We start from the raw sequence: 24,350 nt of genomic DNA on the forward strand, positions 1-24,350 counted from the left end.
TACCAACTTGTCCTTCTGTTTCTGTAGAGGCTAGTGCTACAACTTTCTGTTCTGGTGATGTTTCTACTTTGAGTGTGTCATCAGACTATACGTCTTATCAGTGGTATTTAGGTACTTCAAATAACAACGGTAACGGCAACGGCAATGGCAATATCACTTACAACATGATTGATGGTGCAACAAGTTCTACTTATTCAGCTTCTTCAGCTGGTAATTATTATGTTGTTGTACTTACTTCAGAAGGTTGTGAAGTAACTTCAGAGGTAATGACTTTAAATATGATTAGTTTAACTGCAGTAAGTACTATGGAGATTGACAATGTTACTTCTACTGCAGCGACTTTGGATTGGAATAATGCTTCACCGACAGGGGTTTACAACATCCGTTACAGTACTGATGGAGGTGCGACTTGGACTGCAATCGATGGTCATTTAGGTTCCTCTATTAATCTTACTAACCTTATTCCATCAACTACTTATGAAGTTGAGATTTATTCTTCAGCTTATGGTTGTTTATCAGTGCCTTATGTTACTTCGTTTTCAACTTTATTTGAGTGTTTAACTCCTGAAAACATTGTAATAAATTATAACCCATCTGAAGCTACTATTTCTTGGGATGAACTTGTCGGGTCGTTATCATATGAAATTTTGTATAATTTTGGTTCAGGTTTTACCACAGTAACAACAGAATCAAATAGTATTACGCTCAGCCTTTCGGGTTCTACAACAAATGTTTTCTATATTAGAGCAAACTGTCCAAACGACCAACAATCTGCTTGGTCTGCAGTACAGTCTTTCTCTTTAACTTGTGATGTGCCATCTGATATAGTCGTTTCTAATTCGGGAACAGACTTGACCATTGATTGGGAAGGTTCAGCCCCAATGTATAGATTGATTTACAATGTTGGTAACGGTTGGGTGAATGTTTATCCAACAGTTTCAGACTATACTGTTTCAGATGTTCCTGTTGGTACTAACGTTACCTATTATATAAGGTCTATTTGTGATGACGAAACAAACTTCTTCTCATCTTGGGCTTCAGGTTCGTATACGACACTGTCAGGAGGTAAAATAGCTCAGGACAATTCATTTGAGGTTGAAGTATATCCAAATCCAACTGATGGATTGGTTAATATTTCTTTCGATAAGATAATTGAGCAAAATGTAAATATTAGATTAGTCGATGCGTTTGGTAAAGAAGTTTATCGTAAGCAATTCAATGTTGGTTTTGAAACAAGTGTTATAGGCTTTGATATATCAAATTATGCTAAAGGAGTTTACTTCTTGCAATTGGTTTCGGACGATATTGTAAAAACAGAAAGAATAGTATTGCACTAGTAATAAGGTTTATTTTTGAAATATCTCTAAAAAAGTATTACATTTGCACACGATTGTTTTTTAATGAGGGGGCCTATCGCCCCCTCTTTTGTTAAATGTTTTTATGTTAAAAAAAGAGTTAATAATAAAACTTGTTGGCGATTACATTCTAGAAAACGAGTCTATTTTTCTTGTTGATGTGAAAGTTAGTTCGTCAAACCAAATAGAAGTTTTGATAGATTCTTTTGATGGTATAAGTATCAAAAACTGTATTACTTTGAGTAGGCATATAGAGTCAGCTTTAGATAGAGATGAATGCGACTTCTCTTTACAGGTTGCTAGTGCTGGTTTGAGTGAACCATTTAAGGTTTTTCAACAATATAAGAAGAGTATTGGTAGAGATGTCAACGTTTATCTAAAAGGCGGAAAAGAGCTGTTAGGTAAAATGCTTGATGCGAAAGAAGGAGAAGGAATAACATTAGAAACAATCACAAATAAAAAACAAGGAAAAAAGAAAACACAAATTATTGAACAACAATCATTAAGTTTTGACCAGATAGACAAAACTAAGGTTGTTATATCCTTTTAAATTACATTATAAAGATGAATGCGACAAATTTAATTGAATCATTTTCAGAGTTTAAAGAATTTAAAAACATAGATCGTGAAACGATGATGAACGTTCTTGAAGATGTTTTTAGAAGTATAATGATAAAACAGTATGGCACAGATGAAAATGTAGATGTCATTATCAATATTGATAAAGGTGATTTAGAAATCTGGAGAAACCGAGAAATTGTAGCTGACGAAGAAATTGAAGATAGTAATTTACAAATTTCTTATACAGATGCCATTAAAATTGAGCCAGATTTTGAGATTGGAGAAGAAGTATCTGAACAAGTTTTCTTGAAAGACTTTGGCAGAAGACAAGTTTTAGCATTAAGACAAACCCTTACTTCTAGAATTTTAGATTTAGAGAAAAAAGAAATTTTTGATAGATATGAAGATAGGATAGGTGAAATAATCAATGGTGAAGTTTATCAAGTTTGGAGAAATGAAGTTCTTATACTTGACGGGGAAGAAAATGAATTGATTTTACCAAAGTCTGAAGCTATTCCAAGTGATTACTTTAAGAAAGGTGACACCATAAGAGCAGTTGTTAAAAGCGTAGAGATGAGAAATCACAATCCATTAATCATCCTTTCCAGAACAGCTCCTGAGTTTTTAGCTCGATTATTTGAGCAAGAAGTGCCAGAGGTATTCGATGGACTAATAACTATAAAAAAGATTGTTCGTGTGCCAGGAGAAAGAGCAAAAGTAGCGGTTGAGTCCTACGATGAAAGAATTGACCCTGTTGGAGCTTGTGTCGGAATGAAAGGTGCTAGGATTCACGGAATTGTACGAGAATTAAGAAATGAAAATATTGATGTAATCAACTACACAGATAATATTCAGTTATTCATTACAAGGTCATTGAACCCAGCTAAAGTATCTTCTATTCAGCTAGATGAAGAAAATTCTAAAGCTGATGTATATCTTCACCCAGATCAAGTGTCTCTAGCTATTGGTAGAGGAGGATTCAACATACGATTGGCGAGTATGCTAACTGGATATGAAATTGATGTATATAGAAATATTGATGAAGCCGATGACGATGTTGAATTGACAGAATTTGTTGACGAAATTGAAGGTTGGATTATTGATGAATTAAAATCTATTGGTTGTGATACTGCAAGAGATGTAATAAAATTAGATATTGCAGATCTTGTAAAGCGTACCGATTTAGAAGAAGAGACTGTCAGTGAAGTATTAGAAATACTAAAGGCAGAGCTCGAATAAATATGATTTGAAACGAAATTATGGCAGAACAGTCACAAAGATTATCAAAGGTTGCTAAAGAATTTAATGTTGGTGTTGACACTATTTTAGAATTTTTAGCTAGTAAAGGGGTGGATGATTTGAATAGAAATTCAAAGATTTCACCTGAAACCTATGAAGTATTAGTAGATGAATATCAGCCTGATAAAAAGGTTAAAGCTGAGGCCAAAGAATTGAAGAAAGCTGAGACCGAGCAAAAAAGTCAGGAAAAAGAAGAAGTTCAAACAGTTCGTGTTTCTGTTCCTAAGATGGAGGGCTTAAAAATAGTTTCAAAAGTTGATATTGCTGAGGCAAAATCTACACCTAAACAAGAGGAGGTAAAAGCAGAGGTTGCTGAGCCATCGACTCAAAAGCCTGAAGCCCCTGTTCATGAAAAACCTTCTGATTCTCAAGAGTCTGATGAAAAAGTCGTTGAAAAAACTGACAAACAATCAAAAAACCCTGAAGAATCATCTCAAGATAATGTTGTTACAACTGCCTCTAAAGATAAAACGACAAAAGGAGTTTCTGTTATTCGTGCAAAAGCCAAAAAGTTGGATGGACCAACTATTGTATCCTCTGAAAAAATTGATTTATCTAAGTTTAAAAAGCCAGTTGCTTCTTCTTCTGCTAAAATTGAAGGTAAAAAGAAAAGAAAAAGAGTCTCTACAAAACCTAATACAGCTAAACCTAATAAAGATAGAAAAAACACGACTCCAAAGGTTGAACTTACACCTGAACAAATCCAAAAACAGGTTAGAGAAAACTTGGCTAAGTTACAAAGTGGAGGAAAGAACAAAGGAGCTAAGTTAAGAAGAGAGAAAAGACAAGCTCGAAAAGAACAAGAAGAAATAGACTTAATAAAAATTGAGGAGGAAAGCAAAACTATACAAGTAACAGAGTTTGTTACTACGGCTGAATTTGCTCAATTGATGAATGTTCCGCCAACAGAAGTTATATCTGCTTGTTTTTCACTTGGTATGATGGTGACACAAAATCAACGATTAGATGCAGAAACATTATCTATTGTTTCAGAAGAATTTGGATATACTATCGAATTTGTTGGCGCTGAAGTACAAGAGTCTATTTCTCAAGATGAAGACTCTGAAGAAGATTTGATGCCAAGAGCACCTATCGTAACGGTAATGGGACATGTTGATCATGGTAAAACTTCCCTTTTAGATTACGTAAGAAACGCAAACGTAATTAGTGGTGAAGCAGGTGGAATTACTCAGCACGTAGGTGCATACGAAGTGGATTTAAATGGTAAAAAAATTACTTTCTTAGATACGCCGGGACACGAAGCTTTTACAGCTATGAGGGCGCGTGGTGCTCAAGTTACAGATGTGGTAATTATTGTTGTTGCTGCTGATGATCAAGTAATGCCTCAAACCAAAGAAGCAATTAGTCATGCTCAAGCAGCTGGTGTTCCTATGGTTTTTGCAATCAACAAAATAGATAGAGAAACTGCCAACCCTGATAAAATTAAAGAGCAGTTATCAGCAATAAACATTTTACTAGAAGATTGGGGAGGTAAGTACCAATCGCAAGAGATTTCAGCAAAAACAGGACAGGGGATTAACGAGTTATTGGAGAAGGTATTGTTAGAGGCGGAATTACTTGACCTCAAAGCTAATCCTAATAAAAATGCTATAGGCACTGTAATTGAAGCTTCTCTCGATAAAGGTAAAGGTTACTTAACAACTATATTAGTGGAAGCAGGAACTCTGAAAGTAGGAGATTACGTCTTAGCTGGTTGCTATTCTGGTAAAGTCAAAGCCTTATTAGATGAGAGAGATGCTAAAATGAACCATGCAGGGCCGTCTACACCAGCTGTTCTACTAGGTTTAAATGGAGCAGCTCAAGCTGGTGATAAGTTCAATGTAATGGACGATGAGAGAGAAGCTAAAAACATCGCCACAAAGCGTATGCAGCTTCAAAGGGAGCAAGGAGTAAGAACTCAAAAACACATTACTCTAGATGAAATTGGTAGAAGATTGGCACTTGGAGACTTTAAGGAACTTAATATTATTATAAAAGGTGATGTTGATGGTTCTATAGAAGCTCTTTCAGATTCTTTACAGAAGCTATCAACGGATTTAATAGCAGTAAATATCATACACAAATCTGTTGGTCAAATTTCAGAGTCTGATGTGATGTTAGCAGCAGCTTCAGATGCGGTAATTATTGGATTCCAAGTAAGACCATCAGTTAATGCTAGAAAATTAGCAGAAAACGAACAAATTGATATACGTCTTTACTCCGTGATATATAATGCTATTGAAGAACTTGAAAAAGCAATGGAAGGAATGTTATCACCTGACATTGAGGAGAAAATAGTATGTAATATTGAAATTAGAGAAACTTTCAAAATTTCTAAAGTTGGAACTATTGCGGGATGCTATGTGCTGGATGGTAAAATGACTAGAAACACCCAAGTGAGAGTCATTAGAGATGGAATAGTAGTATATACCGGCGAATTAGCGACCTTAAAACGATTCAAAGACGATGTTAAGGAAGTTTCTTCTGGATATGAATGCGGATTAAGTATCAAAAACTTTAATGACATTAAGGTTGGTGATATTATTGAAGGATTTGAAGAAGTAGAAATAAAAAAGAAACTTTAATTAGTTTACAACTTCTTCGAACGGAACCGTAGCTGGAACGATGTAAGTACCTCTATATTTTCTGCTTATCTCTTTTTGAACTTTATGAGCATCAAGTTTGTTTACGAAGTTTCCAACTTGTATTTTATAATATGGCGATTTGAATTCTAGATAAGTCTTCAAATGAGGAAAATCTGATGAAAATTGTGCGCGTACTTTTTGAGATTCCTCCCTACTTTGACTTTGATTATGATGAATTTGGACTCTGTAGCCATCTACGCCACGTTTTGAATTATTTAGTTTAATTTGAGTTGACATTAAGCTATCAATTCGACTATCATTTATTGTCATATTTTCAGTGTTTTGGGCTATAATTGAGCCAGAAAAAAGACAAATTGTAATAAATATTAAACCTTTCATTTTGCAAATATAGATTTTTATGTTTCTAAGTGTGTGAATTTGAGTGTAATATAAGATTAAACGAAACTTATTTAGAATCAGTATAAATTGGGGTAAAAAAATAAAACTCATAAGACTAAAAATAGTGGAATGTAATACATTTGTGGTCGAGAAAAATCTAGCTTTTGCTACAACTGAATTATACGTTTATAAACATGACTAAATTTATTAAGTTAAGTAAGTATCCTGTCACAATATTCTCCTCGCTAATTATCCTATTATTTGCTATTTCCACTTCTGTATCAGCACAAAATGTTGAAGAAGGTGAGAAATTGTATAAAGCTAATTGTACAGCCTGTCACCAGATTGACAATAAGTTAATTGGTCCAGCCCTAAGAGGTGTTAGCGATAAATATTCTGAGGAATGGTTGATTAAATGGATTAAAAACTCTGCCGAGTTAATTGCTTCTGGAGATGCTGATGCAATTGCTATTTATGAAGAGTACAACAAGTCACCAATGACAGCCTTCCCGTACTTTTCAGATGATGATGTGAGAAATATCTTGGCTTATGTCGAAGAAGCTCCTGAAAAACAAGCTGTTACAGCAACAGCTTCTGCTGATGGTGGAACGCTTGTAGTTGAAGATCAAAAATCAGACTATGTAATACTCACTATTGCTATTGTCTTATTGCTTGTTATTGCAGGTTTATGGAAAATTAAAAACACGCTTAAGGAAGTTGCGGGAGAAGAAAGTGAAGATTTATTTAAATCTACAATCACACTAGCTAATGCATTCCTTGAAAGAAAATCATTAGTTGTTCTTACGGTCTTGTTTATTGCAGGTTTAGGTCTAAACTCTGCCTGGAATTTAATGTCAGGAGTAGGTGTTACTAAGGGCTATGCACCTGAGCAACCTATTGCATACTCTCATAAATTACACGCTGGTATTAATGGAATTGACTGTAATTATTGTCACCATTCTGCTAGACACGGTAAGTCCGCTGCTATACCATCTGCCAATGTTTGTATGAATTGTCACACTTACATTAACGAAGGGCCTTCAGGAAAAGCAGAGATTCAAAAGATTTACGATGCGGTTGGTTTTGACCCTGAAAAAGGACAATATATAGAAGGCTATGAACAAAAACCAATCAAATGGGTTAGGATTCACAACCTGCCTGACTTAGCTTACTTCAATCACTCTCAGCACGTTGTGGCTGGTGGTCTTGAATGTCAAGATTGTCATGGTCCTATTGAAGAAATGGAAGTTGTTGAACAACATGCTGAGTTAACAATGGGTTGGTGTATCGATTGTCACAGACAAACGGAAGTTAAAGTGGCTGACAACGATTATTATGAAGAAATGCATGCCAAATTTAAAGAGAATCATCCTGGAGAAACATTTAATGTTGAAGCCATAGGTGGTCTTGAATGTGGTAAGTGTCATTATTAGAATAGAAAATAAATTAGTTTAACATATGACTAAGCAAAAAAAATACTGGAAGGGATTAGCGGAATTAGCTAACGACCCAGTTGTTGACAAACTAAAAGAGAATGAATTTGTTGAAGACATTCCTGTTGATGATTTCTTAGGAGACGACAAAAATTTGTCAGAAACAAGTACCTCAAGGAGGGACTTCTTAAAATTCTTGGGTTTTAGTACAGCCGCTGCTACACTTGCTGCTTGCGAAACACCAGTTATTAAGTCTATCCCTTACGTAGTAAAGCCAGAAGAGATTACTCCGGGTGTTGCCAATTGGTATGCTTCTACTTTTTATGATGGCAATGATTTTGCTAACGTACTTGTTAAAACTCGTGAAGGAAGACCAATTTTTATTAAAGCTAACGATTTAACATCAGCAACTCCTAATGCAAGGGTTATTTCTTCTGTTTTATCACTATACGATTCAAATCGCCTTAAAGGTGCGATGAAAAATGGAAAGCCAGTTACTTGGTCTGATGCTGATGCTGATATTACAACTAGGCTTTCAAATGTAGAAGGTGATGTTGTAGTATTAACGAATACAATTATTAGCCCAACAACACAGGCCATTATTGATGCATTTGGTAAAAAGTATGCCGCAAAGCACGTTCAATATGACGCTATTTCTGCTCAAGGAATGCTAGATGCAAACAAAGAATCTTTCGGTCAAAGAGTAATACCTACTTATCACTTAGATAAAGCTGATGTTATCGTATCCTTTGGTGCTGACTTCTTAGGAAGTTGGTTAAACACCTCTTTTGAAAAACAATACATAGCAAATAGAAATCCGAAATCAGGAAAAATGTCTCGTCATTTTCAGATTGAGACCAACATGTCATTATCGGGCTCTAATGCTGATGTAAGGATTCCAGTAAAGCCTTCTGAGAAGCTAAACTTACTAGAAAACTTATACGATACTTTAAAAGGAAATTCTACAGCAAACGATAAAATTAAAGATATCGTAGAGGAGTTATCTTCAGCCAAAGGAAAATCCTTAGTAATTTGTGATAGCAACGATAAAGCTGTTCAGATTATGGTTAACGCTATAAACGATATGCTCGGCAACTATGGTAAGACCATAGATATGGGGCAGCCATCCTTGTTGAAAGCTGGTGATGATAATGCTGTTGCTCAACTAATAAAAGATATGAATGACGGAAAGGTTGGTGCACTAATTATGAGTGGTGTCAATCCTTCATACACTTTAGCTGACGCACAATCCTATAATGCTGGTTTGAAAAAAGTTTCTTTAACTATTTCTACGGCATTAAGTATGGACGAAACATCTACTAATGTAGAATATGTATGTCCTGATCGCCATTATTTAGAAAGCTGGGGAGATGCCAAAGCAACACCAAATCAAGTGGCATTTACACAGCCTACTATACAGCCTTTATTTGACAGCCGTCAAATACAAGAGTCTTTACTTGTCTGGAGTGGTGACGATACAGAATACTACACCTATTTAAAAAATTATTGGAGAAGTAAGGTTTCTTGGTCTTCTTCTTTGCACGATGGAATTGCAGAACTTTCTTCAGATACACTATCAGTATCCTCTTTCGCAGCTAACGTCAAGTCTGTTTCAATACAAGCTCAAGGATTAGAATTAGCACTTTATCAATCTAATTCCATTGGTGATGGCTCACAAGCCAATAACCCTTGGTTACAAGAGTTGCCAGATCCTATTACAAGGTCATGTTGGGATAATTACCTCACTATTTCGGCGACTACTGCTCGTGAAAATGGTCTTTCTAATTGGAATATTTCTGATGGTGCTCTAAATGGTGATATGGTTAGACTTACAGTTGGTGATGTCGTATTAGAAAATGTTCCTGTACTTATTCAGCCAGGACAAGCGATAGGCACTCTTGGTTTAGCATTAGGTTATGGACGTACAGCATCAGGTAAAGTTGGTAATGGAGTAGGAGTAAATGCATACCCATTAGTTCTTAACAATAGCTACACTTCTTCCGATGTTAAAATTGAGAAAGTTGAAGGCGAACACGGTTTTGCTTCAGTTCAGTTACATCATACCATGATGGGTAGAGACCTAATTAAGGAAGCAACACTTGTAGACTATATTGCTGACCCTAAAGCTGGTAATCCTGATCTTTTGTTTGATACTCATAAAGGTAAATTGTTTGCTGATGAGGTGAGTTTATGGAAAGAACACGATCACGAAACTGGTCATTTTTGGAACTTATCTATTGATTTAACTTCTTGTATAGGTTGTAACGCTTGTGTTGTAGCTTGTCATTCTGAAAACAACGTTCCTGTTGTTGGTAAAGAAGAAGTAAGAAAAAGTAGAGATATGCACTGGTTACGTATTGATAGATACTTCTCTAGTGATATGACTAAAGAAATTGCTGAGGAGCAAGGTCTTGGAGCAGTGTCAAAATACAAAGCTATGGAGGTTCCATCAGAAAATCCTGATGTGGCATTCCAGCCTGTTATGTGTCAGCACTGTAATCACGCACCTTGTGAAACGGTTTGTCCAGTGGCAGCAACTTCTCATAGTGCAGAAGGACAAAACCATATGGCTTACAACCGTTGTGTAGGTACACGTTATTGTGCTAACAACTGTCCTTATAAAGTACGTCGTTTCAATTGGTTTAATTATGCTGAAAACGATGCCTTTGACTACAATATGAATGACGACTTAGGTAAAATGGTATTGAATCCTGATGTTACTGTTCGTATTCGCGGTGTAATGGAAAAATGTAGCATGTGTGTTCAGATGATTCAAAAAACTAAACTTGATGCTAAACGTGATGGCAGAAAGGTATTAGATAAAGATGCACAAACCGCTTGTTCAACAGCTTGTCCTACCAATGCTCTTGTATTTGGTGATGTCAACGATGAATCAAGTGAAGTTAGACAATTAAAATCAGATGAAAGAAGGTATTTCTTGCTTGAGGCATTGAATACTGCTCCATCTGTATTTTATCAAACTAAGATTAGAAATAGAAAAGCTTAATTAATAAATTATGCAAAAAGAAAGCCCAATAAGAGAGCCACTAATTCTCGGTAACAAAAGCTACCACGATATTACCGTGGATGTAGCAAAACCAGTATTAGCCAAAGCCAACAAAATGTGGTGGATAGTATTTGGTATCTCATTAGTATTATTTGTTTGGTGGATTTTATCCGTAGGATATACCATAGGAACAGGAATTGGTGTTTGGGGATTGAACAAAACGGTCGGATGGGCCTGGGATATTACCAATTTCGTATGGTGGGTAGGTATTGGTCACGCTGGTACCTTAATCTCAGCAGTATTACTATTGTTCAGACAAAAATGGAGATTATCCATTAACCGTTCTGCAGAAGCCATGACCATTTTTGCCGTTGTTCAGGCAGCGATGTTCCCTCTTATTCACATGGGGCGTCCTTGGTTAGGGTATTATGTATTCCCAATTCCTAACAACTTTGGTTCGTTATGGGTTAACTTTAACTCACCATTATTGTGGGATGTATTTGCGATATCAACTTATTTTTCTGTATCCTTTGTATTTTGGTATGTAGGTCTTATTCCAGATTTTGCTATGATTAGAGATAAGGTTAATGAGAAATATTGGCCTTTACGTAAAAAGATATATAGTATACTATCATTTGGTTGGAGTGGTAGAGCTAAGGATTGGCAACGTTTTGAAGAAGTTTCACTTGTTCTGGCTGGACTAGCTACACCTTTAGTTTTCTCGGTACACTCTATTGTATCTTTTGACTTTGCTACTTCTGTAATACCAGGTTGGCACACTACTATTTTTCCACCATACTTCGTTGCAGGAGCGGTATTCTCGGGCTTTGCTATGGTACAAACCTTATTATTAGTTATGCGTAAGGTAGTAGGTTTAGAAGCTTATATTACCATCAAGCATGTTGAGTATATGAATATCGTTATTATGCTAACGGGTAACCTTGTTGGTATAGCCTATCTTACTGAGTTGTTTATGGCGTGGTATTCAGGCGTTGAGTTTGAGCAGTATGCATTCCTTAACAGAGCGACAGGACCATACTGGTGGGCTTATTGGAGTATGATGACCTGTAACGTTATATCACCACAGTTGATGTGGTTCAAAAAATTAAGAACAAACATTGTGTTTACATTCATATTAGCTTTATTCGTGAATATTGGAATGTGGTTTGAGCGTTTTGTAATTATCGTGACATCTATTCACCGTGATTACTTACCATCGAGCTGGAGTATGTTCTCTCCAACCTTTGTTGATATAGGTATTTTTGTGGGGTCTATTGGTTTCTTCTTTGTACTATTCTTATTGTACTCAAGAACGTTCCCAGTAATAGCACAAGCAGAATTAAAAACGATTGTTAAATCTTCTAGCGAACAATATAAAAAGTAAAAGACATGAGTAAAAAAGTCATTTACGGAATATTTGATGATGAGGAGGTACTACTTAACAGTGTTAAGGAAGTCCGTTCAAAAGATATTTCTATTAAAGAAGTGTATTCTCCATTTCCTATTCATGGTTTGGACCATGCCTTAGGTTTGGAAAGAACACGTTTGGCAATTGCAGCCTTTATTTATGGAGCCATTGGTTGTGCCTTAGCAATATGGATGACCTATTATATAATGATACTAGATTGGCCACAAAACATAGGGGGTAAACCAAGTTTTGCTTATTATCTGAATATGCCTGCTTTTGTACCTATTATATTTGAGATGACTGTATTATTTTCAGCTCACCTTATGGTAATAACTTACCTATTCAAATGTAAACTATTCCCTGGTCAGGAGTCTGCTAGTCCAGACCCAAGAACAACTGACGATAAGTTTCTTATGGAAATAGAGTCCGATGATGATAAGACAATTAGCACACTTTTGAAAAAGACGGGTGCTACTGAAATTAACGTTAAAGAAATTGCCTAAAAATGAAAAAAGTTTATAGTAATATCCTTCTAATAGCGATACCATTTTTAGTCTTATCGTTATTGTCTTCTTGTTCGAACAACGAAGTTGGCAAACCGGGTTATGAGTTTATGCCTGATATGTACCGTTCACCGTCCTTGGAAATTTATTCTTCGAATACATTTTTTAAAGATAGTTTGAATGCACGTCCGTCTGTTGAAGGAACTATGCCTAGAGGTTTTGTCGCATTCGATTATGATAATACTTTGGAAGATTATCTTTTAGCAGGTAAAGAGCTAGAAAATCCTTTTGAAAATACGGAAGATAATGTTGAAAAAGGAAAACAGCTTTATCAAATGTTTTGCGCACACTGTCATGGAAAAAATGGCGATGGTAAAGGAAGTATAACGCACCCTGTTTATGGAGCTATTCCTTCCTACGCTGATGATGTAATGATTCGTAGAACGGGTGAGAATATGAATGATTTAAATGCTGGTCATATTTATCACGCTATCTATTATGGGCTGAATGCAATGGGTCCTCACAATACACAAATAAATGATACGGAACGTTGGTTGATAACAATGTACGTTCAAGAATTACAAAAAGGAAACTAATTAAGATTAAACCAACTGTATATGTACACAGTAACAAAAAACACCAAGTTAATTTCTTACGTCTTAATGGCAATAGGATTAGTCGCTATTGTATTCGGATTTATTAATGATGCACACCGTGCATGGCCGAGTTTGATGGTTAATAATTACTTTTTCTTAGCCATATCGGCATTTGCTATATTTTTTATAGCACTTCAGTACGTTTCTGAGGCAGCATGGGCTATTCCTTTCAAGCGAATAGCGGAGGGTATTACTTCTTACTTCTTAGTTGGAGGTATTATTATGTTACTCATAATTGTAGCAGGAAAATTACATTGGAATCACATTTGGCACTGGATGGCTGATGGTATTATGGATCCTAATGATGAGCATTATGACCCTATAATTGCAGGTAAAGAAGGGTATTTAAATTTCCCATTTTTCTTTATTCGTGCAGCCGCTTACATCTTTGGTTGGTGGTATGCTGCCAAACGTTTAATTGCACTTTCAAGACAAGAAGATACAGAAGGTGGACTAAGTAGCTATAAGAGAAGTATAACCCTATCAGCCATCTTTATTGTATTCTTTGGCTATACATCTTCTATGATGGCATGGGACTGGATTATGTCTATAGACACTCACTGGTTCAGTACCTTATTTGGTTGGTTTGTATTTTCTTCAATGGGAGTTACAGGCTTTACTATGATTGCTATGGTTGCCATTGTATTAAAGCGTAAAGGCTATTTGGAGTATGTCAATGAAAACCACATTCACGATTTAGGTAAATGGATTTTTGCATTCAGTATTCTATGGACTTATATGTGGTTCTCACAATTTATGCTAATCTGGTATTCAAATATTCCTGAAGAAGTGACCTACTATATGGCACGTTGGGACAACTACAATGCTCTATTTTGGATAACTTCTGTGATTAATTTCATCTTCCCATTACTTATTCTGATGAGTAGAGATAGTAAGAGAAACTTCGGTTACATTATGACTATTGGTGTTATTGTTTTAATTGGTCATTGGTGTAACGTATTTTTAATGATAGAACCAGGAGTAATGAAAGATCATTGGCACATAGGCTTTACTGAAATAGGCATGTTTGCAGGATTCTTAGGGTTGTTTTTGTTTATCGTAAATAAAGCATTGACAAAAGCCCCACTATTTGTTAAGAATCACCCATTTGCTGATGAAAGTATACATCACCACATTTAATATAAAAGAGATAACGAATAAAATATACAGGCGAATATGACTACTTTTTTAAATTTCTTAATCATAGTCTTGACCATAATAGGAATCGTACAGATAGTACGTATCATTGAAATTGCGGCTAAATTAAAAGGGCCTCAAGACAAGATTACGACTGATCAAGATAATCGTTACAATGCCCTCGCAATGTTAATTGTCGGTTTAGGCTTCACAGCTTTTGTGGCTTATTCTTTCAAACTATGGGGACATTTAATTCTCCCAGACCCAGTAAGTGTACATGGTGCTGGAATAAAAATGTTATGGGATACAACCATGATATTGATACTTGTGACTTTCTTCATTACACAAACATTATTATTCGTTTTTGCATACAAATACAGAGGGAAAGAAGGTAATACGGCTCTATTCCAAACACACAACAATAAGTTAGAATTGCTATGGACTTCTGTTCCTGCATTTGTTTTAACAGGTCTAATTTTATTTGGGTTGAGTACTTGGAACAACACTATGGTGCCAGACACTACCAATGCCAAAGTAATGGAAGTTTACGCTCAGCAATTCAATTGGACGGCTCGTTATGCTGGTGATGACAATCAGTTAGGAAAAGCACATTACACACTTATCGGTGGTATAAACACTTTAGGGGTTGATGAAAGAGACTCTTTATCGCACGACGATGTAGTCGTGAGAGAAATACACTTGGTTAAAGACCAACAGGTATTAATGAAATTTAGGTCACAAGACGTTATTCACTCGGCTTATTTACCACACTTCAACGTACAAATGAATTGTGTACCAGGTATGAGCACTCAATTTGCATTCACGCCAACAAAAACAACCAAAGAAATGCGTGAAGACCCTGAGATGATTGAAAGAATGAAATTCATCAACGAGGCACGAGCTAAAAAAGGGGAGGAAGCTGTAGAGTTTGATTACGTCCTTCTTTGTAATAAAATATGTGGTTCTGCCCACTATAACATGCAGATAAAAGTGATTGTAGAAACCCAAGAAGAATTTGATGCTTGGATGGCAGAGCAAGACACCTTTAAAACTTTAGTAAGCGCACAATAAGAACATAGAATAATTAGAGATATGTCAGATCATAACGAACACCACCACCACGAAGAAACATTCATTTCCAAGTACGTTTTCAGTACTGACCATAAGATGATTGCTAAGCAATTCCTTATTACGGCTATGGTAATGGGTGTCATTGCTATATTGATGTCCGTATTTTTCAGAATGCAGTTAGCATGGCCTGCTGAAGGCTACCCTATACTAGAAACATTTTTAGGTAAATGGGCACCTGACGGTGTAATGGACCCCAATATTTACTTAGCCTTAGTAACTATTCATGGTACCATAATGGTATTCTTTGTGCTTACAGGGGGGCTTAGTGGTACGTTCTTTAATTTACTTATTCCTCTACAGATTGGAGCGAGAGATATGGCATCAGGATTTTTGAATATGTTGTCCTATTGGTTCTTCTTTGTATCATCTGTAGTGATGGTCATATCTTTATTTGTCACCTCTGGACCTGCCGCTGCTGGTTGGACTATATATCCGCCGCTTAGTGCTTTGCCACAAGCTATGCCGGGTTCTGGATTGGGTATGACACTATGGTTAGTTAGTATGTCTTTATTTATTGTTTCAGCACTACTTGGTGGTCTGAACTATATTGTAACCATTCTAAACCTTCGAACAAAAGGTATGTCTATGACGCGTATGCCTTTAACAATGTGGGCATTTTTAGTAACAGCTATTTTAGGGGTATTATCTTTTCCAGTTTTACTTTCAGCGGCTCTACTCTTGATATTCGATAGAGGTTTTGGAACAGCCTTTTACCTTTCTGATATTATGATACAAGGTGAGATGCTAACGCAAACAGGAGGTTCGCCCATTTTATTCCAACACCTATTTTGGTTCTTAGGACACCCTGAAGTTTACATTGTATTATTACCAGCTTTAGGTATTACTTCGGAAGTAGTATCAACAAATTCTCGTAAACCCATCTTCGGTTATAGAGCTATGGTAGGTTCAATATTAGCCATTGGATTTTTATCCTTTATTGTATGGGGACACCACATGTTTATGACGGGTATGAACCCATTCTTAGGTTCTGTATTTACTTTTACGACCTTACTAATTGCTATTCCTTCGGCAGTAAAAGTATTTAACTACTTAACTACTTTATGGAAAGGAAATATACAATTTACACCAGCCATGTTATTCTCTATTGGTTTAGTATCTACCTTTATTTCGGGTGGTTTAACGGGACTTATCTTAGGAGATAGTGCTTTGGATATCAATGTACACGACACCTACTTTGTAGTAGCTCACTTCCATATTGTAATGGGGCTATCTGCTATCTTTGGTATGTTTGCAGGTATCTACCATTGGTTCCCTAAGATGTATGGTAAGATGATGAATAAGAATTTAGGCTATGTACACTTCTGGCTAACCTTCATTTCAGCTTATGGGGTATTCTATCCTATGCACTTTATTGGATTGGCAGGTGTACCAAGACGTTATTATTCCAACACCGCTTTCCCAATGTTTGATGGCTTAGTTGAGATTAACGAATTAGTAACGGTATTTGCTATTTTGGGTGCGGTGGCACAAATCTTTTTCTTCTTCAATTTCTTCTACAGTATATTCAGAGGAAAAGATGCCCCACAAAACCCTTGGCGTTCTAACACTTTAGAATGGACCACACCTACACACGATAGAATACACGGTAATTGGCCAGGCGAAATACCAAGCGTACACCGTTGGGCATACGATTACAGTAAGCCCGGTGCTGATGAAGATTTTATTTCTCAGGTAGTACCACTCAAAGATGGCGAAGAAGAACATTAAAGTTTATTTAATATTGATTTAATAAAAGCCTCATCGACAGATGGGGCTTTTTTATTAACTTTGCTTATTCTTAAAGTCCCCATTATCATGAAAAAACAACTCAATGTTTCTGAAGAAACCAATTTTAAGATTGAATTTTATATTGATAAATTTCATGATATCTGTTTTATATTAACCAATAATTCAAACTTTGAAACTTTCGAAACCTATTTTGCTGGTTACGAAGTTGAATATTGGTCTGATGAATTGAGAAAATGGTTAGAGCGTATTGTTAAAGGCTCAAAGCACACACTTTTAATGTATAATGCAGAAAGTCTTGAACCTTCATTATGGTTTTATATCAAAGATAATCGTTACTATTTTAAAGTTATAGAAGAATATTCACCATTGAGACCACCATTTTTTGAAGTTCAAATTATAAATCTTGGGTCATTCATTAATGAAATTTACACAAAATATCTTCAGTTGCTTCAAGACTTAGTTAAGAAAAAAGATGATAACCAACATATTAGTAGTTGGAATGAGTCTCTTAAAAGTTTTAAATCTAGCAAAATAGAAAATTACCTAAATTCAAATTTTTAATCATGAAAACACACATTCTCTTATTTCTTTTTGTAGCGGCAACTTGTAGTCTGTCAGCCCAAGAAAACAGCAAAAGCAGTATTAAAGTTGGTTTGGGTTTAGGATTTTCTGATAACGATTTTAATTATGGTATTGGTTATGTTTACTCTTTAGGTTATCAAAGAGAAATTTGGAAAGACCGATTGAGAATAAACCCTAACTTAAGTATTGGTCATTATAATATGAAATTCCTAACTGGTGAGAGTGGCAATCAGTTTAGGTCTATATCTTATGCTTTGAATTTTAATGTTGATGTCCTCAAATACAAATCCACTTCTTTGTTATTTGCTTGTGGTGGCTTAGTCAATAATTCGCGCGGTAATAGCGACTATCACTATTATGACGACTATGGCACATACGTTTCATTAAATGAACCAATATACTTCAACGACTACTATTATGGGATTTCTCTAGCTGCTGGTTTTCGTGTGAATTCTAAAGATAAGCGCACCGCTATCAATATTTTACCTTTTTTTTATGAGCTAAGTAGTGTTTCTTTATTCGAATTTCACCCTAGCATACAGTTGGATTTTAAGTTTTAACAAACACTTTTTTCAAATTCAGTGTAACCAAAGCCTTAGTATATGCGTACAACAAAGTATCGTATAATTTAAGGCTGCGCTTATGAAAACCTTAACAAGACTCATCTTTTTAATACTTGTTTTTGGCATTTTTAGCATCTCAGCCGATGCTTTAAATGCTTTTAGTCACAGTATCATTTTTGACGAGCATAAAAGCACCTTAAATGCACACGATTGCTTAACCTTTCGTAAATATTTAGATAGCGTATGCCACACCAATGTGGTGGTTCGCATAGAAGTTCTGGGCTATTGCAACGATGGCGAATACCAGAACTTCTTCTTAAACCTAACCAAGAAACGCTCTAAGTTTATCACCAAAGAGTTAAAATCTTTTTTCAAAAATCAACCCTTGAAAAGTATCCATTTTTGTGTCCATTCTTCAGAAGATTCAAGTCCACCCAATGAAAAGGATGTCTTGATGGAAAAAAGCAGAAGAATAGATATTGTGTTTAGTATTAACACCAATCCCCACAGAAATATAAGTAAAGGCGATAAGTTTATATTGAATGGAATATTGTTTGAAGGCGGAAAAGACCTATTGTTAGAAGAGTCCATGCCAACGCTCAAAACCTTATATCAAGAGCTAGTAAAACACCCCCAATTGGTGATTCAGATACAAGGACATATCTATGACGCAGACTTTAGCTGGTCAGAAGAAAAGCAGAATGAAACACTTTCTGCTCGCCGTGCCAAGCGTATTTACGACTACCTCATATTCAAAGGTGTCAATCCTAATCGACTATCTTATATTGGTCTAGAAAACCAATTCCCTTTGCACAAGGGAGCCAAATACGATAGGCGAGTAGAAATAGAAATTATAAATATCTAATCCAGCCTTGTTTCGTTTACTTTGATTTTAGTTTATCTTTGTTCTAGATGAATGAGAATTTAAACCCAGAACGAGATTCACTATCCAATATAGATTTAGAATTGGACAAGGCATTACGCCCTAAACAATTTGATGATTTCAGTGGACAGCCAAAAGTGGTTGAAAACCTAAAGGTTTTTGTTAGTGCTGCCAAGATGCGAGGGGAGGCACTTGACCACGTTTTGTTACACGGCCCTCCGGGTTTAGGCAAAACGACATTGTCTAATATTATAGCCAATGAGATGGGCGTAGGTATAAAAATTAGCTCAGGCCCTGTTCTCGATAAACCTGGTGACCTAGCTGGTTTATTGACTAATCTCGAAAGTGGCGATATCTTATTCATTGATGAAATTCATCGTTTGAGTCCCATAGTTGAAGAATATTTGTATTCAGCTATGGAAGACTTTAAAATCGACATCATGATAGAGTCGGGGCCCAACGCTAGAGCTGTTCAGATAGAACTGAACCCTTTCACTTTAATAGGGGCTACTACTCGTTCAGGTTTGCTTACAGCCCCCTTAAGAGCACGTTTTGGCATCAACTCACGATTGGAGTATTATGATGTTGAAACACTTTCTAACATCGTTAACCGTTCTTCAAGTATTTTAGATATTTCTATTTCTAAATCAGCATCCGAAGAAATAGCAGGTCGAAGTCGAGGGACACCACGTATTGCTAATGCGCTATTGCGTAGAGTGAGGGACTTTGCCCAAGTCAAAGGCGATGGAAGTATTACTTTAGACATTACACACTTGGCTTTATCTGCACTCAATGTAGATGCTCACGGATTAGACGATATGGACAACCGTATTTTATCGGCTATAATTGAGAAATTTAAAGGAGGGCCTGTCGGACTAACCACCATAGCAACAGCAGTAGGTGAACAAAGTGGCACCATAGAAGAAGTGTACGAGCCTTTTCTAATACAAGAAGGCTATTTGATGCGTACTCCAAGAGGAAGACAAGCAACAGAAAAAGCCTACAAGCATTTGGGGCTAAACCCATCTTCACAAATCGGTGGACTTTTCGAATAAATCTTACAAATCATTAATTAGAAAGGAAGCCCAACGATTAGGGTTTTCTCATTGTGGTTTTTCTAAAGCTGATTTTTTGGAAGATGAAGCACCTCGTTTAGAACGTTGGTTAAATGAGAAAAAACACGGTGAAATGGCCTATATGGCCAATCATTTCGATAAGCGTTTAGACCCTCGATTGTTAGTCGATGGTGCTAAGACGGTGGTTTCTCTTTTGCTCAATTACTATACCGATGAGCAACAAAATAGCGATGCTCCAAAACTATCCAAATACGCTTATGGTGAGGATTATCATTTTGTTATAAAAGACAAGTTAAAGCAATTGCTACAATTTATTCAAGAAGAAATTGGGGAAGTTAATGGTAGAGTTTTTGTAGATAGTGCTCCTGTGATGGATAAAGCTTGGGCAGTTCGTAGTGGCTTAGGTTGGATGGGTAAAAACACGAATCTAATTAATAAGAAACAAGGCTCTTTTTTCTTCATTGCCGAGTTGATTATTGATTTAGAAGTGGAAGCAGATTTGCCAGTTCTTGACCATTGTGGGACATGTACCGCCTGTATTGATGCTTGTCCAACACAAGCTATCGTAGCACCCTATGAAGTCGATGGAAGTAAATGTATTTCATACTTTACTATCGAATTAAAAGATTCTATTCCAAATGAGATGAAGGATAAAATGGACGACTGGATGTTTGGTTGTGATGTTTGCCAAGATGTATGCCCTTGGAATAGGTTTTCTAGCTCACATAACGAAGAACGGTTTAAACCTCACCCAGATTTATTAGATATGAACAAAAGCGATTGGCAAGAACTGACGGAAGATACCTTTAAAAAAGTGTTTAAGAAATCGGCTGTAAAGCGGACTAAGTTTGCAGGTTTAAAAAGAAATATAGATTTTCTTAAATAGTGTTTTCGAACACATCGAGAATAATGTCTTTGTAGTTAGCAAAAGTAGTTAAACACCATATTTTTAATACCATTTGTTCTTTTTTATTGACTAAACGAGTGGATTTTTTAAGTTCTTTTTTAAATAAGTTTTTGTCGAAAGAAACTTTTTGTAAAATGGTTTTGCAAAAACGAAGCATAGTTTTGTAATTTACCACTATAACTACAAAACAAAAGGTATTATTGTCCCCATTGGTAAGAATCTTGCTCTAGTCCAGCTAAGGCAATAACTCTATCAACAACCGTAGACGCCAATTCTTCAAAAGTAGAAGGATTGCTATAAAATGAAGGGGTAGCTGGGCAAATGATACCACCTGCTTCGGTAACGGTCTTCATATTATTGATATGAATAAGATTTAAGGGAGTGTCCCTTGCCACTAGTATTAGTTTTCTTCTTTCTTTAAGGATAACATCGGCAGCTCGAGTAGTTAAGTCATTAGAAATGCCTTGAGCAATACGTCCTAATGTACCCATAGAACAAGGGCAAATAATCATTGTTTCAAAGCGAGCCGAACCAGATGCAAAGGGTGCGGTAAAGTCTTGTGGCTTATAAAATTTAAAAGGTAAATCTTTATAATCGGTATTACCCAATTCTGTTTTCCAAACGTATTTTGCATTATCAGACATCAAAATACCTACTTCTTCAACTTGATTATGCAGTTGTTGTAGTCTGTCGAATAACACTTTGGCATAGATAGCACCACTAGCACCACTTACCGAAACCACTATTTTTTGTTTCTTACTCATTCAGAGAACAAATATCGGAAAGAAAAACTTAATATGGAATTATATTTGCCTTTGTTTAGCCCGTAGGTAGCTCCACCAGGGTGGTCTTGTATGGGAAAAAAGGGAATACTATTGCTCAATTCCCAAAACATAGTCAGTTGAGGTTTGAGTTTAACTCCTGCAGCTAATTTTGCGCCGATATCAAATTTATGGAAATCATTTTTTTGAACGTCTTCATAGCCATAGATATCGTATGTTTTGCCATCTACCAAAACACCAAATAATAGTCCTCCTTCATAAATAAATCCTTTAGATGTTTTCTGAACGCACCATGACGTTTCAATATAGGATAAATCAATCCTAAAATCGCTATTGACATCATTACTCCCTTTGTCGATATAGTACAATGCTAGCTGACCACGACTAGCAGAATTTATAAAATGATTGACCGATGCACCAAACTTGATGCCTAATTTGTTAAAACCACCTAATTGGTCGCCAGATACTTGCGAAGTGCTAACACCAGCAATAAGTCCTGCTTTGAAATTTTGACCATAGCAATAACTACTTATGGCAAGGGAAAAAATACATATGAAAATTAATCGTGTCATCTAAAACTGATGCCAATTCCTGCCGATGTACTTGGATAGCTAGAAAAGGTCTGATTGGCATAAAGTGTAAAGATAGCAAATTGAAGTCGAACTCCTGCTGAAGCTTGCATTTCAGAAGTGTTTGACATATTAATTTCTAAGGGGAAATCAAAATTTAAAGTACTTGTGCTGCCTAGACTAAAGTTAGTATTGGCATTAAGTGTAGAGCTTACAAAATTTTGACCTAAACTAGCGTAAGCAGTTATCATGGCAAACTTTTTTGAAAAGATAAGATTGACTGTACTTGCTCGTATGTCTAAATCTACTCCTTGTCTAACGCTTTGACTTTCTATTTCAAAGGAGGTGTTGAATTGACTAAAAGCACCTTGAACCGATAAGTCGAAGGGTAAAAATTTATTTAAAGGCAACCATTGCAAAACATCGTGTTTTATTCCAGCACCGTAAAGTTCTACAGACCCTTTACCTACAAAGCCAATATCGTACTCATAAGTCGGAATATATCTTACATTGATTTCAGTTCCTTTTATTAAGCCTAGTCCTACATTTAAAGTTGGAATTGGTACAGCTTTTATTTCAATATTTTGGTCAGGCATTACAAATTGACCGTTTACATTTCCGTTTTGATAATTTATAATTGCACCTTCTCCACTCCCCATGATACTTGGAGTTGATGAAGAAGTACTGCTAAAGTTTTCTATACTATTGACATCAAATGAAGCTACTTCATCTGATATAGTAATTAAGTTTAGACTTAGACTAACATCAAAACCAGCCAATTTATGAGGCTTTGCTGTATTATACCAACCTTTGTTTAGGCCAGCTCCAATAGATTCAGCAAAGGGAGAGAAATAGGCTCCCAAAAAATTAGTAGCATCTGAAGTGTTACTAACAGTAATGTTCTGAGCTGAAACAAAAAGCGAAGAACAAACTAGGAATAAAAAGGTTAAGATTTTTGTCATTGTAAATAGTAATTAATCCGTAAGGTGTATTTTTTCGACTTGCAAAACTTCTTTATTGCTATTGTCGTATACGAAAGCCACTATATTGCAGTTACTTCTTACCCATGAATTTTCTAAAGTATAGTCATAGCTATATGTGCTTGAAGTACTACTCAATTGTATATTACTCCCCCAAGCTCCATTGATTACTTTTCTAAGTACATGATTATGTTCATACTCTTCAATTAAGTCTGAGCCATATATTTGTTTGTCAATAATACCATCTTCAGTAATACATACCACTAATTTCAGACTATTATTAGCCTCTGTAAGTCGTCTTGCTTGAACACTAACGGAATTATTTTCTTCAGAAATTGAGAGTTCAATAGTTGGTGCTTGTAGTAATTGTTCTCCAGCTTGACTAGCCCAATCGGTATAATTTAACAGAACATTATCAGGATATCCTTGTCTATTGACCATACCTATTGGAAAGCCTTCGGGGCCGAAAAAATCTGTAATTTCATTACCTTCATCTGTTCTAAAGTCTGTTACAAAAACACCACCTGGCTTTGCAAAAGTACCAGAATGAATGGCTATGCCGATTACTTTGTCAGGATAAAGTTCTTCAATCTTGTGTAGTTCAGAAGATGCGTCTGGACAATTAGTACACTTGTAGCCTGTGAAATCTTCAATTAGCACCTTTTTACCTAGCCAAGGAAAACCAGCGTTAGGATCTGTAAAATTATCTTTTTCGATGACATCACATGAAAAAGTTAAACTAAGTATAAATAAACTAAGAAATAAATAATAGGTCTTTTTCATAA

Annotated in this window: 22 protein-coding genes; 17 read left to right on the top strand and 5 right to left on the bottom strand. The window is 35.9% G+C overall.

Translation table 11 applies throughout. The features are described from left to right. The 4 genes from ISP71_02970 to infB form a co-directional block, all read left to right on the top strand. On the top strand, positions 1-1,337 hold a 1,337-nt coding region (locus ISP71_02970), incomplete at its 5' end, for a T9SS type A sorting domain-containing protein (GenBank protein ID MBL6663044.1). A gap of 103 nt (positions 1,338-1,440) precedes the next feature. Beyond that, positions 1,441-1,905, top strand: a complete 465-nt coding sequence (gene rimP / locus ISP71_02975) for a ribosome assembly cofactor RimP (protein MBL6663045.1) — start codon at positions 1,441-1,443, stop codon at positions 1,903-1,905. Between the two features lie 14 nt (positions 1,906-1,919). Beyond that, positions 1,920-3,155, top strand: a complete 1,236-nt coding sequence (gene nusA / locus ISP71_02980; GenBank protein MBL6663046.1) for a transcription termination/antitermination protein NusA — start codon at positions 1,920-1,922, stop codon at positions 3,153-3,155. Between the two features lie 20 nt (positions 3,156-3,175). Then, positions 3,176-5,800 carry a translation initiation factor IF-2 gene (gene infB / locus ISP71_02985; GenBank protein MBL6663047.1) on the top strand — a complete coding sequence of 875 codons (2,625 nt, stop codon included), beginning with the start codon at positions 3,176-3,178 and terminating at the stop codon, positions 5,798-5,800. Here infB and ISP71_02990 read toward each other — a convergent pair whose 3' ends face one another. Beyond that, complete coding sequence (locus ISP71_02990) at positions 5,801-6,199, bottom strand: SPOR domain-containing protein (protein MBL6663048.1); 399 nt, start codon at positions 6,197-6,199, stop codon at positions 5,801-5,803. A gap of 194 nt (positions 6,200-6,393) precedes the next feature. On the opposite strand from ISP71_02990, the gene ISP71_02995 reads away from it, so the two are divergent. The 13 genes from ISP71_02995 to queG all read left to right on the top strand — a co-directional run bounded on the left by ISP71_02995 (position 6,394) and on the right by queG (position 21,213). Then, positions 6,394-7,632: a c-type cytochrome gene (locus ISP71_02995; protein ID MBL6663049.1), complete on the top strand. Its 1,239-nt coding sequence runs from the start codon at positions 6,394-6,396 to the stop codon at positions 7,630-7,632. A gap of 25 nt (positions 7,633-7,657) precedes the next feature. Continuing rightward, positions 7,658-10,639, top strand: coding sequence for a TAT-variant-translocated molybdopterin oxidoreductase (locus tag ISP71_03000; GenBank protein ID MBL6663050.1), 2,982 nt, complete (start codon positions 7,658-7,660; stop codon positions 10,637-10,639). Positions 10,640-10,649: 10 nt separating this feature from the next. Beyond that, positions 10,650-12,023 carry a polysulfide reductase NrfD gene (nrfD, locus tag ISP71_03005; protein ID MBL6663051.1) on the top strand — a complete coding sequence of 458 codons (1,374 nt, stop codon included), beginning with the start codon at positions 10,650-10,652 and terminating at the stop codon, positions 12,021-12,023. Between the two features lie 5 nt (positions 12,024-12,028). Next, positions 12,029-12,550, top strand: coding sequence for a DUF3341 domain-containing protein (locus ISP71_03010; GenBank protein ID MBL6663052.1), 522 nt, complete (start codon positions 12,029-12,031; stop codon positions 12,548-12,550). Positions 12,551-12,552: 2 nt separating this feature from the next. Further along, positions 12,553-13,146: a cytochrome c gene (locus tag ISP71_03015; protein ID MBL6663053.1), complete on the top strand. Its 594-nt coding sequence runs from the start codon at positions 12,553-12,555 to the stop codon at positions 13,144-13,146. A 66-nt stretch (positions 13,147-13,212) separates the two neighbouring features. Further along, positions 13,213-14,346: a quinol:cytochrome C oxidoreductase gene (locus ISP71_03020; protein ID MBL6663054.1), complete on the top strand. Its 1,134-nt coding sequence runs from the start codon at positions 13,213-13,215 to the stop codon at positions 14,344-14,346. 36 nt (positions 14,347-14,382) lie between these two features. Further along, positions 14,383-15,414: a cytochrome c oxidase subunit II gene (locus ISP71_03025; protein MBL6663055.1), complete on the top strand. Its 1,032-nt coding sequence runs from the start codon at positions 14,383-14,385 to the stop codon at positions 15,412-15,414. Between the two features lie 21 nt (positions 15,415-15,435). Continuing rightward, the gene (locus ISP71_03030; protein MBL6663056.1) at positions 15,436-17,202 is read left to right on the top strand and encodes a cbb3-type cytochrome c oxidase subunit I; all 1,767 of its coding nucleotides are present in this window, start codon (positions 15,436-15,438) and stop codon (positions 17,200-17,202) included. An 87-nt stretch (positions 17,203-17,289) separates the two neighbouring features. Then, positions 17,290-17,784: a hypothetical protein gene (locus ISP71_03035; protein MBL6663057.1), complete on the top strand. Its 495-nt coding sequence runs from the start codon at positions 17,290-17,292 to the stop codon at positions 17,782-17,784. 2 nt (positions 17,785-17,786) lie between these two features. Then, the gene (locus tag ISP71_03040) at positions 17,787-18,365 is read left to right on the top strand and encodes a hypothetical protein (GenBank protein MBL6663058.1); all 579 of its coding nucleotides are present in this window, start codon (positions 17,787-17,789) and stop codon (positions 18,363-18,365) included. Between the two features lie 82 nt (positions 18,366-18,447). Beyond that, positions 18,448-19,233, top strand: a complete 786-nt coding sequence (locus ISP71_03045; protein MBL6663059.1) for an OmpA family protein — start codon at positions 18,448-18,450, stop codon at positions 19,231-19,233. 47 nt (positions 19,234-19,280) lie between these two features. Then, the gene (gene ruvB, locus ISP71_03050) at positions 19,281-20,306 is read left to right on the top strand and encodes a Holliday junction branch migration DNA helicase RuvB (GenBank protein MBL6663060.1); all 1,026 of its coding nucleotides are present in this window, start codon (positions 19,281-19,283) and stop codon (positions 20,304-20,306) included. Continuing rightward, entirely contained in the window at positions 20,290-21,213 is a 924-nt protein-coding gene (queG, locus tag ISP71_03055) for a tRNA epoxyqueuosine(34) reductase QueG (GenBank protein ID MBL6663061.1), read from the top strand. The genes ruvB and queG overlap by 17 nt, the downstream gene beginning before the upstream one ends. A gap of 218 nt (positions 21,214-21,431) precedes the next feature. Here the strand turns inward: queG and ISP71_03060 are convergent, their stop codons facing one another. Genes ISP71_03060 through ISP71_03075 form a run of 4 tightly spaced genes read right to left on the bottom strand, consistent with a single transcriptional unit; the run spans position 21,432 to position 24,348 of the window. Further along, positions 21,432-21,998, bottom strand: coding sequence for a UbiX family flavin prenyltransferase (locus ISP71_03060; GenBank protein ID MBL6663062.1), 567 nt, complete (start codon positions 21,996-21,998; stop codon positions 21,432-21,434). Further along, positions 21,995-22,588 (bottom strand): hypothetical protein, encoded by a 594-nt coding sequence (locus ISP71_03065; GenBank protein ID MBL6663063.1) that lies wholly within the window; start codon positions 22,586-22,588, stop codon positions 21,995-21,997. The genes ISP71_03060 and ISP71_03065 overlap by 4 nt, the downstream gene beginning before the upstream one ends. Continuing rightward, positions 22,585-23,547 (bottom strand): hypothetical protein, encoded by a 963-nt coding sequence (locus tag ISP71_03070; GenBank protein ID MBL6663064.1) that lies wholly within the window; start codon positions 23,545-23,547, stop codon positions 22,585-22,587. Before ISP71_03070 ends, ISP71_03065 begins: the two co-directional genes overlap by 4 nt. 12 nt (positions 23,548-23,559) lie before the next feature. After that, complete coding sequence (locus ISP71_03075) at positions 23,560-24,348, bottom strand: Omp28 family outer membrane lipoprotein (GenBank protein ID MBL6663065.1); 789 nt, start codon at positions 24,346-24,348, stop codon at positions 23,560-23,562. Between the last annotated feature and the right edge of the window lie 2 nt (positions 24,349-24,350).

The organism is Flavobacteriales bacterium (genome assembly GCA_016779995.1).
Lineage (GTDB): Bacteria > Bacteroidota > Bacteroidia > Flavobacteriales > UBA7312 > UBA8444.

Coding starts and splice junctions, on each gene's coding strand:
- ISP71_03070 (MBL6663064.1), bottom strand. CDS start 23,547: ATGACAAAAATCTTAACCTTTTTATTCCTAGTTTGTTCTTCGCTTTTT.
- ISP71_03015 (MBL6663053.1), top strand. CDS start 12,553: ATGAAAAAAGTTTATAGTAATATCCTTCTAATAGCGATACCATTTTTA.
- rimP (MBL6663045.1), top strand. CDS start 1,441: ATGTTAAAAAAAGAGTTAATAATAAAACTTGTTGGCGATTACATTCTA.
- nusA (MBL6663046.1), top strand. CDS start 1,920: ATGAATGCGACAAATTTAATTGAATCATTTTCAGAGTTTAAAGAATTT.
- ISP71_03025 (MBL6663055.1), top strand. CDS start 14,383: ATGACTACTTTTTTAAATTTCTTAATCATAGTCTTGACCATAATAGGA.
- ISP71_03060 (MBL6663062.1), bottom strand. CDS start 21,998: ATGAGTAAGAAACAAAAAATAGTGGTTTCGGTAAGTGGTGCTAGTGGT.
- ISP71_03010 (MBL6663052.1), top strand. CDS start 12,029: ATGAGTAAAAAAGTCATTTACGGAATATTTGATGATGAGGAGGTACTA.
- ISP71_03045 (MBL6663059.1), top strand. CDS start 18,448: ATGAAAACCTTAACAAGACTCATCTTTTTAATACTTGTTTTTGGCATT.
- ISP71_03075 (MBL6663065.1), bottom strand. CDS start 24,348: ATGAAAAAGACCTATTATTTATTTCTTAGTTTATTTATACTTAGTTTA.
- ISP71_03040 (MBL6663058.1), top strand. CDS start 17,787: ATGAAAACACACATTCTCTTATTTCTTTTTGTAGCGGCAACTTGTAGT.
- ISP71_02995 (MBL6663049.1), top strand. CDS start 6,394: ATGACTAAATTTATTAAGTTAAGTAAGTATCCTGTCACAATATTCTCC.
- ISP71_03035 (MBL6663057.1), top strand. CDS start 17,290: ATGAAAAAACAACTCAATGTTTCTGAAGAAACCAATTTTAAGATTGAA.
- ISP71_03030 (MBL6663056.1), top strand. CDS start 15,436: ATGTCAGATCATAACGAACACCACCACCACGAAGAAACATTCATTTCC.
- nrfD (MBL6663051.1), top strand. CDS start 10,650: ATGCAAAAAGAAAGCCCAATAAGAGAGCCACTAATTCTCGGTAACAAA.
- ISP71_02990 (MBL6663048.1), bottom strand. CDS start 6,199: ATGAAAGGTTTAATATTTATTACAATTTGTCTTTTTTCTGGCTCAATT.
- infB (MBL6663047.1), top strand. CDS start 3,176: ATGGCAGAACAGTCACAAAGATTATCAAAGGTTGCTAAAGAATTTAAT.
- ISP71_03020 (MBL6663054.1), top strand. CDS start 13,213: ATGGCAATAGGATTAGTCGCTATTGTATTCGGATTTATTAATGATGCA.
- ruvB (MBL6663060.1), top strand. CDS start 19,281: ATGAATGAGAATTTAAACCCAGAACGAGATTCACTATCCAATATAGAT.
- ISP71_03000 (MBL6663050.1), top strand. CDS start 7,658: ATGACTAAGCAAAAAAAATACTGGAAGGGATTAGCGGAATTAGCTAAC.
- ISP71_03065 (MBL6663063.1), bottom strand. CDS start 22,588: ATGACACGATTAATTTTCATATGTATTTTTTCCCTTGCCATAAGTAGT.